21 protein-coding genes and 1 pseudogene are annotated in these 20202 nt (G+C 67.2%); 15 read left to right on the top strand and 7 right to left on the bottom strand.

The window, feature by feature from the left end:
* The first annotated feature begins 41 nt into the window (after positions 1 to 41).
* The 6 genes and pseudogenes from ffh (at position 42) to ULB03_RS08915 (ending at position 4526) form a co-directional block, all read left to right on the top strand.
* Entirely contained in the window at positions 42 to 1397 is a 1356-nt protein-coding gene (gene ffh / locus ULB03_RS08940) for a signal recognition particle protein (protein WP_322482821.1), read from the top strand.
* A 71-nt stretch (positions 1398 to 1468) separates the two neighbouring features.
* Positions 1469 to 1822, top strand: coding sequence for a 30S ribosomal protein S16 (rpsP, locus tag ULB03_RS08935; protein ID WP_145729793.1), 354 nt, complete (start codon positions 1469 to 1471; stop codon positions 1820 to 1822).
* A 135-nt stretch (positions 1823 to 1957) separates the two neighbouring features.
* On the top strand, positions 1958 to 2593 hold the full coding sequence (gene rimM, locus ULB03_RS08930; RefSeq protein WP_322482820.1) for a ribosome maturation factor RimM: 636 nt from the start codon (positions 1958 to 1960) through the stop codon (positions 2591 to 2593).
* Positions 2594 to 2597: 4 nt separating this feature from the next.
* Positions 2598 to 3433 (top strand): annotated as a pseudogene (gene trmD / locus ULB03_RS08925) (tRNA (guanosine(37)-N1)-methyltransferase TrmD).
* A 43-nt stretch (positions 3434 to 3476) separates the two neighbouring features.
* Positions 3477 to 3863, top strand: a complete 387-nt coding sequence (rplS, locus tag ULB03_RS08920; RefSeq protein WP_145729941.1) for a 50S ribosomal protein L19 — start codon at positions 3477 to 3479, stop codon at positions 3861 to 3863.
* Positions 3864 to 4133: 270 nt separating this feature from the next.
* Positions 4134 to 4526 carry a hypothetical protein gene (locus tag ULB03_RS08915; RefSeq protein ID WP_322482819.1) on the top strand — a complete coding sequence of 131 codons (393 nt, stop codon included), beginning with the start codon at positions 4134 to 4136 and terminating at the stop codon, positions 4524 to 4526.
* Between the two features lie 15 nt (positions 4527 to 4541).
* Here the strand turns inward: ULB03_RS08915 and ULB03_RS08910 are convergent, their stop codons facing one another.
* On the bottom strand, positions 4542 to 6125 hold the full coding sequence (locus ULB03_RS08910; protein WP_322482818.1) for a peptide ABC transporter substrate-binding protein: 1584 nt from the start codon (positions 6123 to 6125) through the stop codon (positions 4542 to 4544).
* A gap of 200 nt (positions 6126 to 6325) precedes the next feature.
* Positions 6326 to 8209, bottom strand: a complete 1884-nt coding sequence (locus tag ULB03_RS08905) for a PAS-domain containing protein (protein WP_322482817.1) — start codon at positions 8207 to 8209, stop codon at positions 6326 to 6328.
* A 330-nt stretch (positions 8210 to 8539) separates the two neighbouring features.
* On the opposite strand from ULB03_RS08905, the gene fdxA reads away from it, so the two are divergent.
* The 9 genes from fdxA to ULB03_RS08860 all read left to right on the top strand — a co-directional run bounded on the left by fdxA (position 8540) and on the right by ULB03_RS08860 (position 15946).
* Positions 8540 to 8878, top strand: coding sequence for a ferredoxin FdxA (fdxA, locus tag ULB03_RS08900; protein ID WP_322482816.1), 339 nt, complete (start codon positions 8540 to 8542; stop codon positions 8876 to 8878).
* Positions 8879 to 9262: 384 nt separating this feature from the next.
* Positions 9263 to 9763: a CarD family transcriptional regulator gene (locus ULB03_RS08895; RefSeq protein ID WP_145729803.1), complete on the top strand. Its 501-nt coding sequence runs from the start codon at positions 9263 to 9265 to the stop codon at positions 9761 to 9763.
* A 167-nt stretch (positions 9764 to 9930) separates the two neighbouring features.
* Positions 9931 to 10746: a metallophosphoesterase family protein gene (locus ULB03_RS08890; protein WP_322482815.1), complete on the top strand. Its 816-nt coding sequence runs from the start codon at positions 9931 to 9933 to the stop codon at positions 10744 to 10746.
* Between the two features lie 80 nt (positions 10747 to 10826).
* A complete protein-coding gene (gene moaB, locus ULB03_RS08885; protein WP_322482814.1) occupies positions 10827 to 11363 on the top strand; it encodes a molybdenum cofactor biosynthesis protein B in 537 nt (178 codons plus the stop codon).
* A 243-nt stretch (positions 11364 to 11606) separates the two neighbouring features.
* Positions 11607 to 12437 (top strand): hypothetical protein, encoded by an 831-nt coding sequence (locus ULB03_RS08880; protein ID WP_246130145.1) that lies wholly within the window; start codon positions 11607 to 11609, stop codon positions 12435 to 12437.
* A gap of 89 nt (positions 12438 to 12526) precedes the next feature.
* The gene (gene ftsE, locus ULB03_RS08875; RefSeq protein WP_322482813.1) at positions 12527 to 13258 is read left to right on the top strand and encodes a cell division ATP-binding protein FtsE; all 732 of its coding nucleotides are present in this window, start codon (positions 12527 to 12529) and stop codon (positions 13256 to 13258) included.
* Positions 13259 to 13452: 194 nt separating this feature from the next.
* Positions 13453 to 14424, top strand: a complete 972-nt coding sequence (locus ULB03_RS08870; RefSeq protein ID WP_322482812.1) for an acyl-CoA desaturase — start codon at positions 13453 to 13455, stop codon at positions 14422 to 14424.
* On the top strand, positions 14343 to 14687 hold the full coding sequence (locus ULB03_RS08865; protein ID WP_322482811.1) for a hypothetical protein: 345 nt from the start codon (positions 14343 to 14345) through the stop codon (positions 14685 to 14687). Before ULB03_RS08870 ends, ULB03_RS08865 begins: the two co-directional genes overlap by 82 nt.
* Positions 14688 to 14842: 155 nt before the next feature.
* Positions 14843 to 15946: a PA0069 family radical SAM protein gene (locus tag ULB03_RS08860; protein ID WP_322482810.1), complete on the top strand. Its 1104-nt coding sequence runs from the start codon at positions 14843 to 14845 to the stop codon at positions 15944 to 15946.
* An 87-nt stretch (positions 15947 to 16033) separates the two neighbouring features.
* On the opposite strand, the gene ULB03_RS08855 is transcribed toward ULB03_RS08860, so the two are convergent.
* From ULB03_RS08855 to ULB03_RS08835, 5 genes are all read right to left on the bottom strand, one after another.
* A complete protein-coding gene (locus ULB03_RS08855) occupies positions 16034 to 17281 on the bottom strand; it encodes a tetratricopeptide repeat protein (RefSeq protein WP_322482809.1) in 1248 nt (415 codons plus the stop codon).
* Positions 17282 to 17502: 221 nt separating this feature from the next.
* The gene (locus tag ULB03_RS08850; protein WP_145611263.1) at positions 17503 to 17925 is read right to left on the bottom strand and encodes an ExbD/TolR family protein; all 423 of its coding nucleotides are present in this window, start codon (positions 17923 to 17925) and stop codon (positions 17503 to 17505) included.
* 25 nt (positions 17926 to 17950) lie between these two features.
* Positions 17951 to 18397: an ExbD/TolR family protein gene (locus ULB03_RS08845; RefSeq protein ID WP_322482808.1), complete on the bottom strand. Its 447-nt coding sequence runs from the start codon at positions 18395 to 18397 to the stop codon at positions 17951 to 17953.
* A gap of 3 nt (positions 18398 to 18400) precedes the next feature.
* Positions 18401 to 19324, bottom strand: coding sequence for a MotA/TolQ/ExbB proton channel family protein (locus tag ULB03_RS08840; protein ID WP_322482807.1), 924 nt, complete (start codon positions 19322 to 19324; stop codon positions 18401 to 18403).
* Positions 19325 to 19405: 81 nt separating this feature from the next.
* Positions 19406 to 20068 (bottom strand): energy transducer TonB, encoded by a 663-nt coding sequence (locus ULB03_RS08835; protein ID WP_322482806.1) that lies wholly within the window; start codon positions 20066 to 20068, stop codon positions 19406 to 19408.
* Between the last annotated feature and the right edge of the window lie 134 nt (positions 20069 to 20202).

The raw sequence follows: 20202 nt of genomic DNA, 5'->3' as shown, positions 1-20202 counted from the left end.
GGGGCGGGTGAAGATCGGAACGGCAATGGCCAGGACGGGTTATGTTTGACGGCTTGACAGGACGGCTCGGCGACATCTTCGACCGGCTGCGTCGGCGCGGCGCCCTCACCGAAGAGGACGTTGGTGCTGCGCTGCGCGAGGTGCGCGTGGCCCTGCTCGAGGCCGACGTGGCCCTGCCCGTGGTCAAGTCCTTCATCAACGGCGTGAAGGAAAAGGCCGTCGGTCAGGAGGTGCTGCGCTCCATCACCCCCGGCCAGATGGTCATCAAGATCGTCCACGACCATCTGGTCGAGATGCTGGGCGAGCAGAACGAGGGCATCAACCTCAACGCCGAGGCGCCGGTGCCGGTGCTGATGCTGGGCCTGCAGGGCTCGGGCAAGACCACCAGCACCGCCAAGATCGCCCGCCTGCTGAAGACCCGCGAGAAGAAGAAGGTGCTGATGGCGTCGCTGGACACGCGACGCCCGGCCGCCCAGGAACAGCTGCGGGTGTTGGGTGAGCAAGTGGACGTGGCCACCCTGCCCATCGTTCCCGGCGAAGACCCGGTGACCATCGCCCAGCGCGCCATGCGCGTCGGCCGGCTGGAAGGCTATGACGTCGTCATGCTGGACACCGCCGGCCGCCTTGCCATCGACGAGGAGTTGATGGACGAGGTGGTGCGCATCCGCGACGTCACCAAGCCGGTGGAAAGCCTGCTGGTGGTGGACGCCATGACCGGCCAGGACGCCGTCACCGTCGCCACCAACTTCAATGACAAGGTCGGCGTCACCGGCATCGTCATGACCCGCATCGACGGCGACGCCCGGGGCGGCGCCGCCCTGTCGATGCGCCAGATCACCGGCCGCCCCATCAAGCTGCTGGGCACCGGCGAGAAGATCGACGCGCTGGAGGCCTTCCACCCCGACCGCATCGCCGGCCGCATCCTGGGCATGGGCGACGTGCTCAGCCTGGTGGAGAAGGCCGCCGAGACCATCGACCGCGAGGAAGCCGAGAAGCTTGCCGCGAAGATGGAAAAGGGCAACTTCGACCTGGATGACATGCTGTCCCAGCTGCGCCAGATCCGGAAGATGGGCGGGATGGGCGGCATGCTGTCCATGCTGCCCGGCGTGGGCAAGATCAAGGACCAGCTGTCCAAGGCCAACATCGACGAGCGCATGCTGAAGCGTCAGGAGGCGATCATCACCTCCATGACCCAGAAGGAGCGCCGCGACATCAAGTTGCTGAACGCATCGCGCCGGCGCCGCATCGCGCTGGGGTCCGGGACCACGGTGGCCGACGTCAACCGGCTGCTGAAGCAGTACCAGGACATGGCCGACATGATGCGCAAGTTCAAGAAACTGGGGAAAAAGGGCCTGATGCGCCAGGGCCTGTCGGCCCTGATGCCCAAGGGCCGCTGATCCCCAGCCAGGTTTTAGTATCCGCGTTTCACCATCATCTTCAGTTCAACATCAGAGTCAGGAAGTAAGAAATGTCCCTCAAGATTCGTCTGGCCCGCGGTGGCGCCAAGAAGCGTCCGTTCTACAGCATCGTCGTGTCCGACAGCCGTTCGCCCCGCGATGGCAACTTCATCGAGAAGATCGGCACCTACAACCCGATGCTGCCGCGTGAGCACGCCGAGCGCGTCACCCTGAAGGAAGAGCGCGCCCGCCACTGGCTGTCCGTGGGCGCCCAGCCGACCGACCGCGTCGCCCTGTTCCTGGGCCGCGCCAACATCATCGAGCTGCCGAAGGTCCGCGAGACCCCGAAGAAGTCCGCCCCGAAGGCGAAGGCCCAGGAGCGCGCCAAGCTGGCCGCCGCTGCCGCCGCCAGCACCGAGGGCTGATTGACCTGAGGCCGACCGTCCCCCTTGGCGACAAGGGCGGCCGGACCGGCACCAAGGCTGACAGGTTGCGACGGGGGCGGGTGACCGCCCCCGTTCAGCTTTTCCGCCGCCTACAGTCTTCCAGAGAGTATCGTTATGGAAACCGCCACGCGCATCTGCGTCGGGCAGTTCGTGGGCAGCCACGGGGTGCGCGGCCGCGTCAAGGTGAAGAGCTTCACGGCTGTGCCGGAATCGCTGTTCGCCTATGGCACCTTGACCGACGAATCGGGCGCCCGCGCCTTCGCCCTGACCATGACCGGCATGGGCAAGGATCATTTCCTGGCGGAATTGCAGGGCGTGCGCGACCGCGACGCGGCCGACGCGCTCAAGGGCACCCGCCTGTACATCGCCCGCGACCAGTTGCCGGCGACCGAGGACGAGGATGAGTTCTATCACGCCGACCTGATCGGCCTGATGGCGACCACGGCCGATGGCGAGCCCTTCGGCGAGATCAAGGCCATCTACGACTTCGGTGGCGGCGACATGCTGGAGATCGCGCACGCGGCGTCCGGCAAGACGGTCACCATACCCTTCACCCGCGCCGCCGTCCCGGTGGTGGACGTGAAGGCGGGCGTGGTGACGGTGGAACCGCCGGCCGGCCTGTTCGAGAAGGTCAAGCCGACGCCGGAGGAACTGGCCGAGATGGAAGGTGGCCCCGCCGCTGACGAGGCCATGACCACGGAAGAAGACGCGCCCGAGGCCCACGAGGGCCACGGTGACGAAGAGGCCTGATTCGATGACGGCCGGCTGGCATGTGACGGTGCTGACCCTGTTCCCGGAGATGTTTCCGGGACCGCTGGGCATGAGCCTGGCGGGGAAAGCGCTTGAAAATGGCACCTGGTCGCTGGAATCAGTGGACATCCGGTCGTTCGCGAGTGATAAACACCGCTCCGTGGACGACACCCCGTTCGGCGGCGGACCAGGTATGGTCATGCGGCCCGACGTCCTGGATGCAGCCCTGACCGACAGCCGGTCGCGGCTGAGCCAGGACCAGAGGGAACGGGGCCGGGCGATCTACCTCTCGCCGCGTGGACGTGTGCTGGACCAGGCGCTGGTACGGGAACTCGTATCGGCGCCCAGCCTCACACTGTTGTGCGGCCGGTATGAGGGGGTGGATGAACGGGTCCTGGAAGCGCAGGGCCTCGAGGAAGTGAGCCTCGGGGATTTTGTGCTTTCGGGGGTGAGCCCGCGGCGCTGTGCCTGATCGACGCCTGCGTCCGGCTGTTGCCGGGCGTCATGGGCAATGTCGAGACGGCGGGCGAAGAGAGTTTCGAGCGGGGATTGCTGGAGTATCCCCACTACACGCGGCCGGCCGTCTGGCAGGACCGCGCGGTGCCCGAGGTTCTACTCTCGGGGCACCATGAGAAGGTGAAAGCCTGGCGGTTGGCCGAGGCGGAGCGCATCACCAGGGACCGGCGACCGGACCTGTGGCGGCGCTACGAGGAGAGCCGGCCCAAGGCCGAAACCAAGAGCCGCCGCCGGCGCAAGCCGAAAGGCGGTTCGACCCTAGAGGATGGCGTTTCCCTGGTGGATACCACCGTGGAAACGGCGCCTGTGCCAAACCTGGATTGACCGCCGTGAGGCTGGCCATTGTCATCATGTGGAGTTGAGTGCCATGAACATCATCCAGAAGCTCGAGCAAGAGCAGATTGAAAAGCTGACCGCCACCCGTGCGGTCCCGGAATTCTCCCCGGGCGACACCGTGAAGGTGAACGTGAAGGTCGTCGAAGGGTCGCGCGAGCGCGTGCAGGCCTACGAGGGCGTCGTCATCGCCCGCCGCAACGCCGGCGTGAACTCCAGCTTCACCGTCCGCAAGATCAGCTACGGCGAAGGCGTGGAGCGCGTGTTCCCGCTGTACAGCCCGCGCCTGGACAGCATCGAGCTGATCCGCAAGGGTGACGTGCGTCGCGCCAAGCTGTACTACCTGCGCGATCGCCGCGGCAAGTCGGCCCGCATCTCCGAGCGCACCACCGGCCGCGGCATGAACAACAAGGACGCCTAAGGCGCCTGTTGTGAGCCCAGGCGGCCGCCGTCAGGCGCCGCCCCGGTCGCACGCGTGATGCAGTACCAAGACACCCGCCGGGCAGCGCGTCCGGCGGGTGTTTTGTTGTTTGCGCCCTGTCGGCCACCGCCTCCGGCCGCCCTGAAAACGCCATGGTTCCGCCCCACGGCCGCCGCCGTCGCCCCGCATCCCTCGTTGGGATGGGCGCGCGCATAGGTCGCGCAAGGGGGAACAATGGCAAAGCGATGGTGGTGCGTGGGTGGCGCGTTGATGGGCTTGTCGGCGTGCGCCGAACCGGGGCCGGTTCCCCCGGCGCCACCGCCCCTCACCCCGCAGACCTTCGCCGGCGCGGCCGGCAGCGTCCGGGGCAATTATCCCGGTTTCCCAATCGACGAGACCTACAGGCCCCGGCCACCGCTGACGGGGCCCTGCGCCGTGTTCGTCTGGGACCGCCCCCTGCCCGATGGCTGGGCCTTGCGCGCCAAGTCCGCCTCCTGTCCCGATCCGGGCAGACCCGGGTTCCAGGTGCCGGTGGATTTGGGGCAGGTCCTGATCCCCATGGCGGAGAGCACCCTGGCCCATGGCTGGGACACGCCGCCGGCGCCCGACCACCCGCCCACGGCGCCCAACGCCCGCGGCCCAGCCGTGGACCGGGGACGCTAGACAACGCGCAGCCCCTTACGGCGTCACATCGAGAAAGCGGCTGGGTGTCAGATCCAAGGGATTGGGGACCCAGCCGGTGACGTGGGGCGACACCAGCCGCCGCATGCTCTTGTGGAACAGCGGGATGAGGGGGGTGTCGTCCATCAGCAAACGTTCCGCCCGGCGCAGCAGGCTGGCGCGACGCCCCGGATCGGCCTCGCCGTTGGCCTCGTCCACCAGCGCGTCGAACAGGGGGTTGGCATAGCTGGGGTAATTCTCGCGGCCGGCATCCGCCCGCATCAACGCCAGAAAGCTGTTGGCATCGGGGTAGTCGCCGATCCAGGACGCGAAGACCACGTCCTTGAAGGCTTTCTTACCGGCCTCGTCGATCACCGCCTGGAAATCCCGCCCCTCCAGGCGCACCTCGACCCCCAGCACCGCGTGCCACTGGCGGGCCACCGCGGCGGCGGCGGACTGCCAGTTGGCGCCCGTGGGATGCAACAGGGTGATGACCGGCAGCGGCTTGCCCCCGGGGCCATAGCCGGCCTCGGCCATCAGGGTCCGCGCCCGCCGCTCCCGCTCCGCCTGGGACAGGTCGCGCCAGGCGGGCCAGCCCGGTTCGTATCCCGGTACACCAGGGCCGGGTTCCAGGCGCGGCACATAGCTGTAGGCCGGCCTCTCCCCCGCCAGGACGCCCGTGGCGAGCGCCTCCCGGTCCACGGCCAGGGTCAGCGCCTCACGCAGGGCGGGGGACGACCTCCACGGCTCGTTGCGCAGGTTGAAACTGAGGAAATAGGTGTCGTAGGCCTCGGCGCTGACGAAGGCGTCCGGCAACGCCGTCCGTGCCCAGGCCACCTGGTCCACCGGCAACTCGTACGTCGCCTGCAGCGTCCCCTCCTGGAACAGCCGCGTCTCCGCCTCGCGGTCCTGAAGCGGCAGGTCGCGCACGGTATCGATGGCGACCTTCGCCCGGTCGTAATAGGCGGGATTGCGCGCCAGGGTCAGGTGATCGCCGGCCGCGTCTTCAACCAGGACATAGGGCCCGCTGGCGGCGTAATGGCCGGGCTGGGTGAAGGCGTCGCCATAGGCCTGCACACTGGCCTTCTGCACGGCGAACAAGGCCTGGTGCTGCAACATGGCGAGGAAATAGGCGGTGGGCCGCACCAGCTCCACCTGGAAGGTGTGGGCGTCCAGGGCCGTCACGCCCAAGCGCCGGGGGTCCTTGATCGCACCCTTGGCGATGGCCTCCCCGTTCACCACGATGCCCATGTAGAAGGCGAAGGGCGACGCGGTGCGCGGGTCCGCCAGGCGCCGCCAGGAAAAGACGAAGTCATCCGCCGTCACCGGCGTGCCGTCCGACCAGGCGGCGTCCGCCCGCAGCCTGAAGGTGTAGATGCGGCCGTCGGGGGAGACGGTCCAGCTTTCCGCCAAGGCGGGCCGGGCGCCCCCCCGGCCATCGGGCGCCAGCAGGCCTTCCAACAGATCGTTGATCACCAGGCTTTCCGATCCCAGGTCGGCGCGCTGCGGGTCCAGGGTCAGCGGCACCCCGCCGATGGAACGGACCAGCGTTTTTCCGGACTGGGGATTGGCGGCCAGGGCAGGAATTGAAGGACCTGCCATCAGGAGCAGGCCAGCCCACAGCGCCAGGCGGCGGCCCCCTGCCCGGCAGCGCGACGATATCCCCATAGGCACGGCCCCCAAAGCCCCCCGCGCGCCGGCATGGGTGCCGACCGCCGTTCCCACCGTAGTGGGCCGGTCCAGCGGGGGCAAGCACCGGCTGCCCGGCGAAGCACACCGGGGGTGCACACCGCCCGCCGTGGTCAGCCCGGGACGGCCACGATCTCCGCCTCGGCGGGCGGCGGCGCCGGCGGCTGGGGCGCGACCTTGGGCAGGCGCAGGAAGAAGCGGGTGCCCCGGCCGGGGGCGCTGTCCACCTCGATGCGGCCGCCCAAGGTGCGGGTCACCAGGTTGAAGACGATATTGAGCCCCAGGCCCGTGCTGCCGGCCCCGCGGCGGGTGGTGAAAAACGGGTCGAAAATGCGGGGCAAGGCCTCCGCCGGGATGCCCTTGCCATCGTCGGAGAACAAGATTTCCACATGCTCCACCGGCGGCCGCCCCGCCGCAGCCGGCGTCGGCGGCAGGGAAGAGGCGGTGATGGTCAGCCGCCCCGCCTGCCCCGGCGGATACGCGTGCAGGGTGGCGTTGACGATGAGGTTGGTCAGCACCTGGCTGAGCGCCCCGGGGTAGGTGTCCAGCACCAGGGTGGCGGGGCAGTCTATCGTCAACGTATGGCCCGGCCGCTTCCATTGCGGGCCCAGGCTGATGGCGATCTCCTCCAGATAGGGCTTCAGCGACAACAGGCGCCGTTCGTCGCTGGTCTGGTCGACGGCGATGTTCTTGAAGCTCTGCACCAGGCGCGCGGCGCGGCCGGCGTTGACGGTCATGAGGCTGGCCGTCTCCTCCACCAAATCCAGGAAGTCCATCAGGGACGCCCGGCGGGGTGGTCCGCTCGCCAATTCCGCCCGGAAGTCGCGCAGGCGGTCGGCCAGGAAGGTGGCGGCGGTGTAGCTGATGCCCACCGGCGTGTTCAACTCGTGCGCCACGCCGGCCACCAGCTCACCCAGGGACGCCAGCTTTTCCGCCTGCACCAAGCTTTCCTGTGTATCCCGCAGGTCCTGCAGCGCGCGCGCCGTCTCGGCATGGGCGCGCGCCGTCTCCTCCTCATGGCGGTAACGTTCGGTGACGTCGTTGTAGATCGACACCCAACCCAAGCCGGGCATGCGGTTGCGACGGAATTCGACGATGCGGCCGTCCTCGCCACCGATGTGGATGGTGCCGGTGCCTTCCGCGCGCTCCCCGTCCGGCCGGCCCTCGGGCCGGTAGCGCAGCAGTTGCCATTGCACCAACAGCTCCCGTTCCTCATCGCTGGGAATCAGCTGTGGGGGACGGGCCGCCTGCAAGGCCAGCAGACGGCCCAGCCAGGGGATGGAGGCGATGGCCGCCGGGTCGAACTGGGTGGGATCCAGCCGGATACCGTCATAGTCGCCCCGGCGCGATTGCCAGCGGGCCAGATCGGGCATGTTGGGATAGGTGCGGATGATCTCGTCCGTGGCGCCGCCGATGGCGGGCCAGTTGCGACTCCACACCACGAAATTGAAGTCCTCGTCCATCACCATGAAGCCGCCGGGCACCGCCTCCATGGCCGCGCTGAGGATGGCGGACTTGCGCCGCACCTCGTCCTCGGCCAGGCGGCGGTCGGTGATGTCGTTGTAGCTGAGGACGAGGCCGCCTCCCGGGATGCGCTCCTCCACCGCGCGGTACCAGCGGTCGCCAATCAGCCCTTCGCGCGCCAGGCCGCGCTGGGACATGCCGCGCTGGGCCAGGCGCCGGGCGATGTACGCCTCCGGATCCGCCTCCGCCTGCGGCACCTGCCCGGCGGCGATGGAATGGCGCAGCAGGTTCTCGAAGCGCCAGCCCAGGATGGCGCCCGGTGGCGGCGAGCGGGGGAACATGTCGTGGTAGCGGTCGTTGGCGAACACCACCCGGTCATCGGGACCGAACACGACGATGGCCTGGGAAAAGCGCTGGAGGACGGCGTAAAGCTCCGCCGCCATGGCCGGCGACGGCTCGACGGAGCCCGAGTCCCACCGCCTGGTCATCCCGGGTGGGTCTTCCGCCTGGCCATTGTCGCCGTGCGCCGTCATGCCGTTCCTACCTCTCCCCGGTCTTGGGCCAGACTATCCATATCGATAAGTCAATTTCAATCGGACATGCTCTTTTTACGTGTGGCGTGCGCTGGACGCGGACGGGGGCCACCACCCGCGCACGCTGAACCCTGTTGCGCCCGCCCCACGCATGTTCTACCTCTCCCGCTGTCATCCGGCCGCTATCCGGACGACGTAGGTTTCGCCGACGCTCGCGGGTGCTATACCCTCGGGCGATATCGGGCTATACGTGCCCCCGTGCCACCCCGCTGGAGAGGCCGCCCTGGTCCGGGCGCCTGGGGAACCGGGTTTTCAAGGAGAGTGCGAGCAATGCCGTATGTCGTGACCGAGCAGTGCATCAAGTGCAAGTACACCGACTGCGTGGAAGTGTGCCCCGTGGACTGCTTCTACGAGGGTGACAACATGCTGGTCATCCACCCCGATGAATGCATCGACTGCGGCGTCTGCGAACCGGAATGCCCGGCCGAAGCCATCCTGCCGGACACCGACGGCCGCGCCGAGGAATGGCTGGAGATGAACCGCCAGTACGCCGCCGCCTGGCCCAACCTGAACCGCAAGAAGCCCGCCCCGGCGGACGCCGACGCCTTCAAGGGCGTGCCGGACAAGTTCAAGACCTATTTCAGCGACAAGCCCGGCAACGGCAACTGAGACGGGCATCAAGCGCCGCCAGCCACCGGGCCGGGCGGCGCTTTGTCTTTCTTTTCGGCGGAGCCGCCCAAATCTTAAGCGGCTTGTGCCTAAGACATGCGCGATTCGCATGTCCGACATCCTGGGCCATACCAGGAACTTAAGTCGAACGTGGTCTTGTTGACCTGTCATCGCATCGTCATATCGGTTATAGTTCTGGACGCGAGAATAGGCACGCCGTTCGCGAACGCTTAAGCGTGCCACATTCCCCCAGCGCCTTCGTGCTGTCTGTCCGTTGTCGCGGCCCCTGGCAGGCCGACAGCGACCTTTGCATGCCGTTCCGGGCGTCCAGGCCCGCCTCCCCGAGGCGGGACTTTAAAAGCCGAATTGTGAGAGCCGATCCAAATGACCGATAAGCTCGATTTCGTCACTGGTGATTACGTCGTTTACCCGGCCCACGGGGTTGGACGCATCGTGGCGATCGAAAAGCATGCCATCGCCGATATGGAGGTGGTGCTGTACGCCATCACCTTCGAGAAGGAGCGCATGACGCTGAAGGTCCCCGTGACCAAGGCGAAGAACGCCGGCCTGCGCCGCCTGTCGAGCAAGGACCGGATCAAGGACGCGATGGAAACCCTGCAGGGCCCGTCCAAGATCAAGCGCATCATGTGGAGCCGGCGCGCCCAGGAGTATGAGGCCAAGATCAACTCCGGCGACCCCGTGTCCATCGCCGAGGTGGTGCGCGACCTGCACCGCGGCACCGACCAGTCCGACCAGTCCTACAGCGAGCGGCAGATCTACCACGCGGCGCTGGAGCGCCTGGCGCGCGAACTGGCCGCCGTGGAAAAGATCGATGAGCGCAAGGCCACCGAGCGGCTGGAAGCGGTGCTGGCGAAGGCGGCGTAAGCCGTCCGCCGCCAAGGCTCGCCGGTATCCGCCCATTGGGGGTACGGTGCGCCGACATCACTATACTTAGTGGAAAAAGGGGCGATCCCGGTCGATCGCCCCTTTTTTCATGGGGCGGCGGCGCATACACTGATCGGCAACTTTCCCCTGCCGGTCTGACCCATCGCATGAACGAACAAGAGCGCTTTGTCGTGCTGGGCCGCCCGCGGCGCATCTGGGCCGTGGGGGCGATTCATGGCGACGTCGACCGGCTGGCGGCGTTGCACGACGACATCGGCGCCCGTTTCCAGCCGGGGGACCGGCTGGTCTATCTCGGCAACCTGATCGGTCGCGGCCCCCGCGTGCGGGACACGGTGGATGAACTGCTGTCCTTCCGCCGCGCCGTGCTGTCGGTGCGCGGGGTCATCGTCAGTGACCTGGTCTACCTGCGCGGCGGGCAGGAGGAGATGTGGCAGAAGCTGCTGCAGCTGCAATTCGCGCCCAACCCCATCGAAGTGCTGCAATGGATGATGAGCCAGGGCGTGGACGCCACCCTGGCGGCTTATGGCGGCAGCGCCTACCAGGGGGTGGCGGCCGCCCGCGACGGCGCGGTGTCGCTGGCGCGCTGGACCGGGCAGTTGCGCACCGCCCAGCGCGCCGCCCCCGGCCATGACACCCTGTTCGCCACCCTGCGCCGCGCCGCCTATACGGAGCGGCGGCAGGAGGGCCTGCCCGAGCTGCTGTTCGTGAACGCCGGCATCGACACCTCCCGCCCCCTGGCCGCCCAGGGCGACAGCTTCTGGTGGGGCGGCGCCGCCTGGCACCGCATCGAAGGCGCGTATGCCGGTTTCCGCCGCGTGGTGCGCGGCTATGACCCCAGCCATGGCGGCCCGGTGGCCACGCCCCATGCCGTCACGCTGGACGGCGGCTGCGGCTTCAACGGCGCCCTGGTCTGTGGCTGCTTCGGCCCCGATGGCGAACTGCTGGAAGTGGTCGAGGTCTGATCTCCCCGGTTGACGGCCCCCCGGTTGACGGACAGCCCCCCGCCCCTCACTTAAGGGGCATCCAGAACAGGAGCGCCCCCTTGTCCCGCATCGACGAAACCCGCCCCTTCCTGCCGGTGCAGATCGCCGTGATGACGGTGTCCGACACCCGCGACTCCACCACCGACAAGTCCGGCGACACGCTGGTGGAACGGTTGACCGGCGCCGGTCATGTGCTGGTCGCCCGCGTCATCGTGAAGGATGACCAGGCGGCCATCGCGGCGCAGCTGCGCGCCTGGATCGCCGATCCGGCGGTGGACGTCGTCATCTCCACCGGCGGCACCGGGCTGACCGGCCGCGACGTCACGCCCGAGGCGTTCGAGAGCGTCTATGAGAAGCGAATCGATGGCTTCGGTGAGATGTTCCGCACCTTGTCCTATGAGAAGATCGGCACCTCGTCCCTGCAAAGCCGGGCCACGGCCGGCGTGGCGGGCGGCACCTACCTGTTCGCCCTGCCGGGCAGCCCCAGCGCCTGCCGCGACGGCTGGGACCTGATCCTGCGCTACCAACTGGACAACCGGTTCCGCCCCTGCAACCTGGTGGAAATCATGCCCCGGCTTCAGGAGCACCGCGCCTGATGGCGGGGTCGCGGGGGGCGTCGGGACGCGATTTCGGTTAAGACCGCCCCCCGCAGTTGAAGCGCGGGGGGAAAACCTGTATCGATTCAAGGCCCGGCCGGACGGGTCCTCCCGACGCCGTCCACCCCCGTGGCCAGACGCGTCCCGGGGTTCCTTTCCAAGGGGATATCGCCCCAGGGGCGACGGGAACGTGGGCGGCCAAGGACGCCGGCACCAAGAATGCGGGACCAGGAGAACGACCCCATGACGCGAACCTATATCTCGATGGCCAAGACCGGCGGCCAGGGCAAGACGCTGGTGGCCCAGATGCTGGTCCTGCAGCACGAGCAGAAGGGCGCGCCCGTGAAGCTGGCCGCCGCCGACAGCGACACGCTGAACCAGCGGTCCAAGTTCGGCCGGCTGTTCGCCGGCGTGAAGGAACTGGGCATCGGCGAGCAGCTGACCAACATCAAGACCTCGACCGACCCCAACCTGGCCATCAAGTATTGGGACGAGTTCGGCCGCACCCTGCTGGAGGGTGGCTACGTCGTGGACGTGGGCGCCAACGTGGCCGCCGACCTGTTCGCCTGGGCCGAGGCGCGCAACGCCGGCGCCCTGCTGCGCCGCCGCAACAGCAACCCCATCGACCTGATCGTCACCACCAAGGCCGAGGCCCAGGCCATCGAGGACGCCCGCGCCCTGATCCAGTATTCGTTCGACAAGAACGAGTGGCTGCCCTTCGGCCGCCGCTTCGTGGTGCTGAACGAGGTGGCGGGCGGTTTCGGCCCCTATGAGAACGACCAGTCCTTCCGCCGCCTGAAGAGCTTCCAGAGCCAGGGCGTCGGCCTGATCACCATCAAGCGCTGCGAAAGCGACATCTGGAAGCTGCTGGAGAAGGAGTTCATCTCCGTCCGCGACGCGCTGAAGATGACCGACGCCGACCTGGAGAAGCGCTACGGCATCGATGTGTGGACCGGCCACAGCGGCCTTACCGACCTGCGCGCCTGGGCGCAGGAAACCCTGACCGCGTTCGAGAAGGCCGGCCTGTTCCCGACCACCGACCGCGCGGACGCCGAAGCGGCCTCGGCCGAGTAAGCGCCCCTCCGTTGCCTGGATCGGGCCCGGTCCCGCCCCGCCCATAAGCGGGCGGGCCGGGCTCTTTCCATTTCAAGGATGCCCCGCCTTTGGTCCGTTTCGAGAATGTCGGTCTGCGCTATGGCACCGGGCCTGAGGTGCTGCGCGACATCAGCTTCGAACTGGCGCCCGGGTCCTTTCATTTCCTGACCGGCCCCACCGGCGCCGGTAAATCCAGCCTGCTGAAGCTGCTGTATCTGGCGGAACGCCCGTCCCGCGGCCTGATCACCCTGCTGGGCCATCCGCTGTCCAAGACCCCGCGCAAGGCCCTGCCGGCCCTCCGCCGCCAGATCGGCGTGGTGTTCCAGGACTTCCGCCTGATGAACCACCTGACGGTGTTCGACAACGTCGCCCTGCCCTTGCGCCTGGCGGGCCAGGATGAGGCCCACGTGCAGGAAAGCGTGACGGAGCTGCTGTCGTGGGTAGGCCTGAAGGCCAAGCTGGATGAGCGCCCCTTGCGCCTGTCGGGCGGCCAGAAGCAGCTGGTGGCCATCGCCCGGGCCGTGGTCACCCGGCCCAAGCTGATCATCGCCGACGAGCCCACGGGCAACATCGACCGCGAAATGAGCCTGCGCATCATGCGGCTGTTCATCGAGCTGAACAAGCTGGGCACCACGTGCCTGGTGGCGACGCACGACATGGTGCTGGTCGATCGCCTGCGGAAGCCGGTGATGGAGCTGTACGAGGGCAAGCTGGCCGAATCCGGCTGGTGGATGCAGGGCGAGGCCAGCAGCGGGGCCGGGGACCAGCTCCTGCCGGACGATCTGTCCCCCGACTTCTGAGCTTTTTTGACCCAGCACAAATCGCGGATGCGGCACCCCGTGTTAATCTCCCCTTCAGGGTTGTCCCTTACCCTGGGCGTCGGGGACATCCGCGCCAAACGGGGAGTCGGCTTGGCCGCCGATTCCTGGTATCCAATCGGTAGCCTCACCCCTTGTGCGGCCTTTTACCGCCCCTTTACGGAGTACGACCCCCGGTGACCAAGCCCGCCCGCGACGCCGCCCAAAAGCCGGCAGACCATTACCTGGACGACATCCAGGCCGCCGGCGCCCTGCCCTTCATCCTGGTGCATCTGGCCTGCCTGGGCGCCATTTGGACGGGCGTCTATTGGCAAGACGTGGCCCTGGCGGTGGGCCTCTACGGCCTGCGCATGTTCGGCATCACCGGTGGCTATCACCGTTACTTCTCGCATCGCGCCTACAAGACCAGCCGCTGGTTCCAGTTCATCCTGGCCTTCATCGCCCAGACCTCGGCCCAGCGCGGCATCCTGTGGTGGGCGGCCAAGCATCGCCACCATCACCGCTATTCCGACACGCCGGCGGACGTGCACTCCCCGGCCCAGCGCGGCTTCTGGTACGCGCACATGGGCTGGATCTTCACGGCCCGCCATGACACGACCGACCTGGGTGCCGTGCCGGACCTGGCCAAGTTCCCCGAGCTGCGCTTCCTGGACCGGTTCCATTACCTGCCGGCCTTCATCCTGGCCGTCACCGTGTGGTTCGCGGCCGGCTGGTCCGGCTTGGTGGTGGGCTTCTTCTGGAGCACCGTCGCCACCTACCACGGCACCTTCTGCATCAACTCCCTGGCCCATGTGTACGGCCGCCGCCGTTACCTGACCGGCGACGACAGCCGCAACAACTGGTGGTTCGCCCTGCTGACCATGGGCGAGGGCTGGCACAACAACCACCATGCCTACCAGAGCGCCGCCTGCCAGGGCTTCCGCTGGTGGGAGATCGACACCACCTATTACATCCTGAAGGCGCTGTCCTGGGTGGGCATCACCTGGGACCTGCACCGCCCGCCCGCCGCCGTGGTGCGGGGGAGCAGCGGCTGGGCAAGGCCATCATCGAGAAGGCCGCCAGCCAATTGGTCGCCACCTTCCATGTGGAGCAGATCGCCGCCCGGGTGCAGGCCACCTTGGCCGACACGCCCTCGCTGGCCGACGTGAAGACCGAACTGCAGCACAAGCTGGAAAACGCCCGGGCCCAGGCGGAGGCCATGCTGGCCTCGCTGCATATGCCCGAGCTGCACATGCCCAGCCTGTCCGACCTGCACATGCCGACCATGCCCACCCTGCCGACGCGCGACGAGCTGAAGGAACGGGCGGCCGCCATGTTCGTGCGCACGCCGTCGATGGACGACATCGTCGACCGGGCGCGGCAATTGCTGATCGAGGCCGTCTGCGCCCGCTTGGCCGTCGCCGCCGCCTGACACCAACCCGCGTGAAAAAGGCCGCCTGGGGCTTCCCCCGGGCGGCCTTTTTGCTGCCCGGCGAGCGGGGTGGGTAGGCGCCTCCCACCCAAATGTTCATGTTGTGTTCTATTTCCCGGGGCGTTAGGCTTCCCTCGGCAAGGGAGGCAGACGCCATGGTCGACATCCTGGATGACCGCCCGCTGAAAGGCCGGGGCACCCACTCCAACCGCGCGGGACGGTTCGAGGCGCACAGTCGCCTGCGCACTGATGACGGCTGGGCCCGGATGGGAAGCGACGGCTGGGACGAGGAGGCGGACCTGGCGACGTCGCCAGCCACCCAGGTCCGCCTGGACACGTCGCGTAGTGTCATCAGCTATAACGACAGTCCGGACGTCAATTTCGACCGGTCCATCAACCCCTACCGGGGGTGCGAACATGGCTGCGTCTATTGCTTCGCGCGGCCGAGCCACGCCTATCTGGGGCATTCCCCTGGCCTGGATTTCGAAACCATCCTGTATGCGAAGCGGGATGCCCCCGCCGTGTTGGCCAAGGAGCTGCGAGCCAAGGGCTATGTCCCCCGCCCCATCGCGCTGGGCGCCAACACGGACGCCTACCAGCCGGTGGAGCGGACGGAGCGCATCACCCGCGGCGTGCTGGAGGTGCTGCGCGACTTCCGCCACCCGGTGGGCATCATCACCAAGTCACCCCTGGTGTTGCGCGACCTGGACATCCTGGCCCCCATGGCGGCCGACGGCCTGGCCCGGGTCGCCATCTCCATCACCACCCTGGACCGCGACCTCGCCCGCCGGCTGGAGCCGCGCGCCGGCACGCCGCAGCGCCGGCTGGAGGCGGTACGGCAGCTGTCCCAGGCCGGCGTGCCGGTCAGCGTCCTTGCCTCCCCCATGATCCCGGCCCTGAACGACACCGAACTGGAAGCCATCCTGGCGGCGGCCAAGGACGCCGGGGCCCACCAGGCCCATTACATCCTGCTGCGGCTGCCGCGCGAGTTGGCCGGGCTGATGGAGGAATGGCTGCGCCTGCACGTGCCCGACCGGGCCGACCGTGTGCTGAGCCTCATCCGGCAATGCCGCGATGGCGGCCACAACCACACCCAGTTCGGCACCCGGATGCGCGGCACCGGCGCCTATGCCCAACTGTTGGCCGCGCGCCACAGGCTGGCAACGCGACGGTTGGGCCTGGACCAGCGACGCTGGGACATGCGGTGCGACCTGTTCCAGCCGCCGCCACAACCGGGCGATCAACTGGCTTTGTTCTGATGGGGCCGCCAAATACCAAAAGGCCGGCCCCGTGAGGGACCGGCCTTTGCTATTTCCACGGGCGCCGGGGCGCTGGAAGCAGGGAGATCAGAACTGGGTGATGCCAGCCTGGATCAGGTACAGGCGGGCGATGTCGCCGGTGCCGTCGGTGCCCTTGATCGCCTTCATGGTGTCCACGGCCTTCTGCTTCTGGCCAGCGGCGATATAAGCCTGGACCAGGCGCAGCTTGGCCTCTTCCGGGTACTTCAGCTGGTCCTTCTTGATGCCGGCCTGAATGACCTCGATGGCCTTGGCGGAGTTGCCCAGGGCCAGGTACTGCGTACCGACGCGCACCAACTGCTTGCCGTCCGGCTGGGCGTTGGCTTCCTTCTCATCGTCGGGCAGCTTGCGCTGATCGTCATCGACCTGCTTGCCGGCCATGTCGGCCAGGCGCTTCTCACGGTCGCCCTGGGCCTTGCCCAGGATGCCGGCCTTGAAGCCCTTGTCCATCACGGCCTTGGCTTCGGCGCCCAGGCCGTCGCTCATGGCCAACTGGGCGAATTCCAGGTACGGGCCGGGTTCCTTGACCAGACCGGCGCCCAGCTGCAGGCGCAGCACGTCGATCTGCAGACGGTTGGAGTTGAAGCCCGGCAGCTTCTGCACGCCGCGGATCACGCTCTCCCAGCTTTCCTGATCGGGGTAGTTGATCAGGATGCGTTCCATCGCCTCAACGAAGGCGGGCTTGTGGTCCATGTTGTATTCGGCGCTGGCGATGGTCTGCAGCAGCACCTTGGACGGCTTGCCACCCTGGGCCTGGATCATGGCGCGCGCGGCCTTGGAGGCGTTGGCGTAGTCCTTCTGGTCCAGGTAAATCTGGATGGCCAATTCCTTCAGGCGGTTGTCGGTACCGCCGTCCTTGTAATAGCGATCAGAGGCGGCGGAGAACTTGGCGTAGTTCTTCACGCTGAAATAGGCCTCGGCGATCAGCTTGTCGCGGTTGACCTTGTCCGTGTCCGGCAGCTGGCAGCTGGCCAGCGTCGCTTCCAGCGACTTGGCGAAGGAACCCATGTCCTTCTGGCCGCTGTAGGCGGAGGCGCGCAGCGTCTCGAACGTGCAGATCTCGAACGGCGACTTGGTCTTGCTGGCCTTCTCGGCCTCGTCGATCTTGTCCAAGGCTTCCTTGAACTTGCCCGCCTTCAGCGCGGCCTGGGCTTCCTGCAGCGGCTTGCCGACTTCCGGGCTGAACTTCTTGGCTTCGGCGGCGTGGGCCGGCGTGGTGGCGCTGATGACAACGGCGCCGCCCATGGTGAGCGCCGAGGCGAGCAGTGCGGCACGAAGGAAGTGCGTGGCGATCATTCCGAGGACTCTACCTGCTTTGTTGAAGGGCTGGACCGACGAGCGGCCCCTCATGTCGGGAAATCGAGACGAGCGGGAAATCTAATCGGTGATTGGGGTGAAATCGGGACGACAACCCGGCAAAGGGTCCGCGCCCCAAATGATCACGGGACCCCTGAAACGGTAACGGCGGCCCCGCACCCCAGACACGCTTGGGTAACGAGGCCGCCGTCGACACGGACTTAATCCATGAACTGTTCAGCGCCCACCAGGCCCAGCTTGGTCACGCCCAAGCGCTGGGCCGAGGCCATGACCATCGCCACGGTGTTGTACTTGGCCAACTTGTTCGGCCAAAGATGAACCTCGGGCTGTGGGTTCTTCAGGGCGGCGTCCTTGAGACGCAGCTCCAGTTCATGGCGATCAACGGTGGTTCCGTTCCACTGAATTGTGTTGTCGAAATCCACCATGATGTTGACCACCTCAGGCGGTGTCGTATTGGACTGCGGCGGGGTCGCCGACGGCATGTCCAACTTCACCGCATGGGTTTGGATCGGAATGGTGATGATCAGCATGATGATCAGCACCAACATCACGTCGATAAGCGGCGTGGTGTTGATGTCCATCATGGCTTCGTCTTCACCACCTCCGCCAACGTTCATACCCATGGCTCAAACTCCTTCGGCGGAACCGTTACTGCGCGGTCGGGATCGCGCCCGCCGGCGGCTCGGTGATGAAACCGATCTTCACGATACCGGCCCGCTGGGCGGCAACCACAACCCGACCCACATATTCGTAGCGCGCGTTCTTGTCGCCACGGATGTGGACTTCCGGCTGGGGCTTGTCCACGGCCCGCACCTTGAGCTTGTCAAGCAGGGTCGTGTAGTCCGGTATCTTGGTTTCGTTCCAGAAGATGTCGCCGTCCCGGTTTACCGCGATGACGATGTTTTCCGGTTTCGTCTTGGTTGGCTGATTACGTTCCTTGGGAAGGTCCACCGGCACCGTGTGGGTCACGACGGGGACCGTGATCAGGAAGATGATCAGCAGCACCAGCATGATGTCGACGAGGGGGGTCGTATTGATCGCGGATACGACCTCGCCATCATCATCAGCATCGCCGGAAGCGACGTTCATCCCCATGGTTTACGCGCTCCGGGCGGACTTGCCGGCGCCGAGACGGCCGCCGCTGACCAGCAGGGCGTGCAGGTCGGCGGAGAAGTTGCGGACGCGGTCCATGGCGGTCTTGTTGCGGCTCAGCAGCCAGTTGTAACCCAGCACGGCGGGCACGGCGACGGCCAGACCGATGGCGGTCATGATCAGCGCTTCACCGACGGGGCCGGCGACCTTGTCGATCGAGGCCTGACCGGCGATGCCGATGTTGGTCAGGGCGTGATAGATGCCCCACACCGTGCCGAACAGACCGACGAACGGACCGGTCGAGCCCACGGTGGCCAGGAAGGCCAGGCCGGACTTCATGCGGTTGCTGATGCTGTCGACCGAGCGCTGCAGCTGCATGGTCACCCAGGTGTGCAGGTCGATCTGGTCGACCAGGGTGCCCTCATGGTGCTCGGTGGCGCGCAGGCCGTCTTCGACCAGCATGCGGAAAACGCTGTTCTTGTTCAGCTTGGCGGCGCCATCGGCCAGGGACGGGGCGGTCCAGAAGGACTTATCGGCCTGACCGGCGGAGCGCAGCAGCAGGGTCTGCTCGATCAGCTTGGTGACGATGATGTACCAGGTGCCGGTCATCATGATGACCATGATCATCAGCACGCCGCGGGACACGAAGTCACCGCCGTTCCACAGGGCGTTCAGGCCGTAGGGGTTCTCGACGGTCGCGGTGGCGGCCGGCGGGGCGGCGACGTCGCTGGCGGCGGCGTCAGCGGCGGGCGCGGCGGCCGGAGCGGCCGGGTCAGCGGCCGGAGCGGCGGCGGCCGGGGCCGAGCTGTCGGTGGACGGGGTCGTGGTCTGGGCGACCGCGACCGAGGTGAAGGTACCGACGACCAGGGCGACCATGGCAAAGCGCACCATGGAACCGGCGGTCAGCTTGAAACGCTCCCTAATGCTCATGACAATTCCAACACATTTGGGTTGAGGGGATGAGGAACCCTTGCGCATCAGCGTCTAAGAGGCCCCGGTTTTCTTGAACTGTTAACGCGCGTCCTTGAGCTGGAAGCGGTAGGCCATCTTTGTGGACGACCACGTGGCCAAAGACTTGCCATCCTGGGTCTCCGCCGTGCACTTCCACACGCCGCGCTGGGCCTGGCGGACAACCGCTTCATCCAGGCGATCATGGCCGCTGGATTCGACGATCTTGGCATCGGTGACCCGGCCGCTGGCGTCGCAATACACGACGAACGCAACACGGCCTTCCTCACCCAAACGCGAGGACGCAGACGGATATTCCGGCTGATAGCGGGTAAAGCTCGCGGGATCAAGCTTCACCGGGCTGGCGGCCGGGGCCGGCGGCGCGGCGGGGGCGACCGGGGCGGTCGGCGGCACAACCACCGGCGGCTTGGTGGTGGCGACCGGCGTCGGGCTGGGCGGCGGCGGCGTGTCGATGTTCACTTCGACGGGCGGCACGAACGGCGGCGGCTGCACAGTCTGAGGCGGCGGCGGCGGCGGCGGCGGCGGCGGCGGCGTCTCGTCCTTGATCTCTTCGATGATCTTGGTCTCGACAGGACCCTTGACCACCTCAACGACCTTGTTCGCAAGGCCGGTGACGAGAGCGTAAACGATACCGGCCTGGATCAGGACCGTGGCGACCAGCCCGATCAACCGGCTGCTTGACGATTGTTTTGCGGTGTAAGGCATTTTCCTGCGGTCACATCACGAAGGAAGACACCGCATCGGAAAACGCCACGGCGCATCCGAGCGGAAGTGATTCATGGGCGGCAGAGCGGGTGGAATCCGCGACGTCCGGAACCGGGGGTTCACCTGGACATCGA

Origin of the sequence: Nitrospirillum goiasense, assembly GCF_034427435.1 — a bacterium.
In the GTDB taxonomy this organism is placed as follows: domain Bacteria; phylum Pseudomonadota; class Alphaproteobacteria; order Azospirillales; family Azospirillaceae; genus Nitrospirillum.
The sequence above is the reverse complement of the archived record's forward strand: the minus strand, read 5'-3'. Positions and strand labels throughout refer to the sequence as shown.